We start from the raw sequence: 4197 nt of genomic DNA, 5'->3' as shown, positions 1-4197 counted from the left end.
GCGGCGGGCGGGGCACGTTCCGCTGGGTCGGCGTGTAGAGGGACGGCTGCGGGGTGCGGCCGAGGTCGCGGAAGGCGCGCAGCATGTGTTCGGCCTGCGCCGCGCCGAGCCTGCGCTCCGGGTCGCGCTCCAACAGCCCCCGTACGACGGGCAGCAGCGGCTCCGCCTGCACGGGCGGGCGGATCTCGTCGAAGACGACGGCGTGCAGGATGCCGCCCAACGAGTCCCGGCGGAACGGGGATTCACCGCTGAGCACCGTGCACAGCAGCGCGCCCAGCGACCACAGGTCGGACTCCGGGCCGGTCCTCGCCCCGGACATCCGCTCCGGGGCCGTGTACTCGGGTGAGCCGACGAACGAACCGGTCTCGGTGAGGGTGGTGGCGCCCGCGACCTGCGCGATGCCGAAGTCGGTGAGCACGACCCGGTCGGAGCCGGCCTCCATCAGCACGTTGGCGGGTTTGATGTCCCGGTGCAGCACGCCGGCGGCGTGCGCGGTGCGCAGCGCGCTCAGCAGCCCGATGCCGATCCGCGCGGCCTCGTCGGCGTCGACCGGGCCGCGGGCGGAGATGCGGTCGGCGAGCGAGCCGCCGTCGATCAACTCCATGACGATGTACGGGCGTCCGTCGTCCTCGACCACGTCGTGCACGACGATGATGTGCGGGTGCCGCAGCTGGGCCACCGCCCGCGCCTCGCGCAGGGTGCGCTCGCGCCGCTGCCGGGCCTCCTCGTCGGAGAGCGTGTCGTCGAACGGGAGTTCCTTGACCGCCACCTGCCGGCCGAGCAGCTCGTCGGTCGCCCGCCACACCACGCCCATGCCGCCGCGTCCGAGCCGCGTCTCCAGCCGATACCGGCCCGCGACGACACGGACGCCTTCCCCCTCGGTCCCCATGCGCCCCATCATGCCCCACCGGAGGAACCGGCTCCGGGACACCGACCGGCCAACTCCCGCTCACCGCCTAGGAGGCGGTCTTCTCCTGCCAGCCCTGCAGCACTGCCTTGAACTGCTTGGCCGTCGTCGCCCAGTCGGCGGCCGGCGAGGACATGTAGATCGCGTACTCGGTGCCCTCGCGGGACATGTACGTCTCCTCGATGGCGCGCCGCGGCCCCGGGAACTTGGTGTCCTTGGCCTGCGCGGTCCACGTGTACTCCCACACCGAGCCGTCCCGGTCGCGGTAGAGGTTGCGCTGCAACTGGACGCGCTCGTAGGCGACGAGCCGATGGAGCTGCTGCTCCAGGTCCTTCTGGTGCTCGTAGGCGCTGTTGAAGTCCGGCGAGGTGTCGATGGCGATGCGGACGAAGTGTTTGCCGCCGTCGGGTGTGTAGTCGACCTGCCGCAGGGGCCCGGAGACGCCGACGACCTGCCGCTTCCAGCCGTCGGGCAGGGAGACGGTGAAGCCCCAGGGATCCTTGTACTCCTTCCAGTTGGCGGGATCGGTCCCGCTCGTGCCGCCGGTCGGCGAACCCGTGGGCGACGGGTCCTGCGAGGACGACGAGCCGGAGTTGTCCGAGCCCTGCCACTCGTCCCACTTCGCCAGGCCGAAGGCCACGCCGTTGGCGAGGATCGCGGCGAGGGCGATGACGAGGACGACGGCGCGCAGCTTCCGCCGCTTGGGCCGGGCGGCGGAAGCGGTCGGGCCCATACCGTTCGGCCCCATACCGTTCGGGCCCATACCGGTCGGCCCGATCGTCGTGACTCCCGTCATGGGGGGGTACGGCGTCGCGGAGCCCGTGGGCGGTGTCGCACCGTTGTGGGTGTGCGAGCCAGTGCCGGGTTGGGTCTCGTAGCGGTTGCCCACATGTTGGGTCGGCACATAGGCCTGCGCCGTGCTGGGGCGCCGCCCCTCCGCCGCCTCCGCGAGCATCTGCTCCGCCTCGGCCGCACCGGGGCGGGCGGCCGGGTCCTTGTGCAGCAGGGCCGCCATGACCGGCCCGAGCGGGCCGGCGTACTGCGGCTGGGTGGCCTCCTCCTCGACGACCGCCTGCATCGTGGACAGCGGCGAGGTGCGGCGGAACGGTGAGCGGCCCTCCACCGCCGTGTAGAGCGTGGCGCCCAGCGCCCACAGGTCGGAGGCGGGGCCCGGGTCGTGGCCGCGGACCCGCTCGGGGGCGAGGTAGTCGACCGAGCCGACGACCTCGCCGGTGCGGGTGATGGTCGTGTCGCCCTCGATCTGGGCGATGCCGAAGTCGGTGAGCAGCACCCGCCCGTCGTGCCCGATGAGCACGTTGCCGGGTTTGACATCACGGTGCAGCACCCCGGCGGAGTGCGCGGCGCGCAGCGCCCGCAGCACCCACAGCCCGATCCGCGCGGCCTCGGCGGGCTCGACGCGCCCGCGCTCCTTGACCGCGTCGGCCAGCGAGTAACCCTCGACCAGCTCCATCACGATCCACGGCCGCCCATCGTGCTCCAGCACGTCGTGCACGGTGACGACCGCGGAATGGTTGATCCGCGCCGCGGCACGCGCCTCCGCGCGTGTACGCGCGAGCAACCGCTCCCGGTCGCCCTCGGAGACGTAGAGCGCGGCGGTCAACTCCTTGATCGCGACGGCCCGGTGCAGCACCTCGTCGTGCGCCCGCCACACGCGGCCCATGCCGCCGCTGCCGATGGAGTCGGCGAGCCGGTAGCGGCCCGCGACAAGCTGGCCCTGCATCTGATTCACGTTGCCCCGCAATGGTCTTGACAGGGTCAGACTAAGGACCGGCTCCCTCGCAGGGAACCACGGGGGTGCCAAGGTGACAGCACTGTGACGGTTGTCGCTTCGGCCGCGAGAAGTGAACCTCAGGGCGTCCGGCACGTTACGACGCCGTGGATCACGGAGAGTGACTCACTTGGTGTACGCGTAGGTGGAGTACGCCTGCTCGTACAGCTTGGTCACCTCGTCGCGCTGGGACTCCGGGCCACGCACCTGCACGACGTGGTACCGCCCGTCGATCAGGATCGCGAGATTGCGGACGTACAGATCGTGTCCGCCGCCGTCGGTCCAGGTGAACTGCCCCTCGGCCATGACCCGCGTGCCCACGGTGATGGTTCTCAGCCCGGTCGCGGTGGCCCAGCTGGAACTGCGGTACGGCTGCAACTCGTGCTCCTCGTCGCGCTGGTACGCCATCGGATCGCTGCCGTACGTCACCGCGCCGTCCCGCCCCGGCACGACGATCAGCTGGAAGTCGCCCTTGGAGTAGACGACCTGGTTCCAGGCGTTCTTGTCCGCCCGGCTCCACCCCTTGGCCACGGCGACCTGGAACCCCTCGGGGTCCTTGCGCAGGGTGAACCCGGCGGCGACGTCGGGGTCGGTGGTCTGGGTTCCGGTGGCCCCGGCGGAGGTCGAGCGACTCTTCTCGGGCGTGGGCGAGGACTTCGGGGACGGGGACTTCGAGGACGGGGACCGGCCGCCGGTGCTCTTTCCGGACGGCTGCGGCGCGGGACTGACGTCCCCGGCCGCTCCGGTCCGCTGCCCGCCCGCCGCGCCGTCGTCGCCGGCCTTGGGCATGAACAGCAGGGCGTAGGCGACCGCGCCCGCGAGCAACAGCAGTATCAACAGCAGCAGGGTCCTGCCGAGCCGTCGGGGGGAGTGCGCCTGCTCCTTGGCCCGCTTGTGCCGGCCGTGCGGGGAGGTCGCGGGCAGCCCGGCGCGCCGCCTGCGCACCAGTTCGCCGCGCCGCCGGATGATCGGCAGCCGGTTCGGGTCGGTGGGCGGCGCGGGGACGACGTGCGTACCGGCGTCCGGTTCGGGAGCCGACCGCACCAGCGAACGCAGCCAGCCCCTGAGTTCCTCGAACTCCAGCCGCTCGGTCGGGTCCTGTCGCAGCAACGATTCCACGACCGGCCTGAGCGGCCCGCACTCCTCGGCGAAGGCGGGCGGCTCTGAACAGACCATCTGCACCAGCTCGGCCGTCGACTCCTCGGGGTAGGGCGCGTGCCCCTGGACGGCCCTGAAGAGCAGCGCTCCGAGCGCCCACAGGTCGGTCGCCGGCCCGATCGGCGCCGCCAGCTGCCAGTTCTCGTGCACGGGCCCGGCCTGCTCCGGCGCCCACCGTTCGGTGACGGGACCCACGACGGCCATCCGAGCCTGCCGCGCCCGCTCCGCCTCAAGAGCGGTGGTGGGCCCACGGGACGGCACGGGGGTCTTGGCCAGCAAGTCGTCCCAGTGGGCGGGCGGTCGGGAAGCATTGGCGTCCGACTGCGGGAGGCCGGGGGCGGAG

The 4197-nt window shown here is 72.4% G+C and carries 2 protein-coding genes and 1 pseudogene; all 3 read right to left on the bottom strand.

Going from position 1 to position 4197, the window contains the following annotated elements:
• A partial coding sequence (locus tag GRC12_RS42280; protein WP_208785755.1) for a serine/threonine-protein kinase occupies nt 1-889 on the bottom strand: 889 nt, incomplete at its 3' end.
• 67 nt (nt 890-956) lie between these two features.
• Nucleotides 957-2648 carry a serine/threonine-protein kinase gene (locus GRC12_RS42275; protein ID WP_208785754.1) on the bottom strand — a complete coding sequence of 564 codons (1692 nt, stop codon included), beginning with the start codon at nt 2646-2648 and terminating at the stop codon, nt 957-959.
• Between the two features lie 174 nt (nt 2649-2822).
• Nucleotides 2823-4197: pseudogene (locus GRC12_RS42270) on the bottom strand (protein kinase); the annotation flags it as partial.

Origin of the sequence: Streptomyces griseorubiginosus (genome assembly GCF_017614965.1) — a bacterium.
Classification (GTDB): domain Bacteria; phylum Actinomycetota; class Actinomycetes; order Streptomycetales; family Streptomycetaceae; genus Streptomyces; species Streptomyces griseorubiginosus_B.
The sequence above is the reverse complement of the archived record's forward strand: the minus strand, read 5'-3'. Positions and strand labels throughout refer to the sequence as shown.

Coding starts and splice junctions, on each gene's coding strand:
- GRC12_RS42275 (WP_208785754.1), bottom strand. CDS start 2,648: ATGCAGGGCCAGCTTGTCGCGGGCCGCTACCGGCTCGCCGACTCCATC.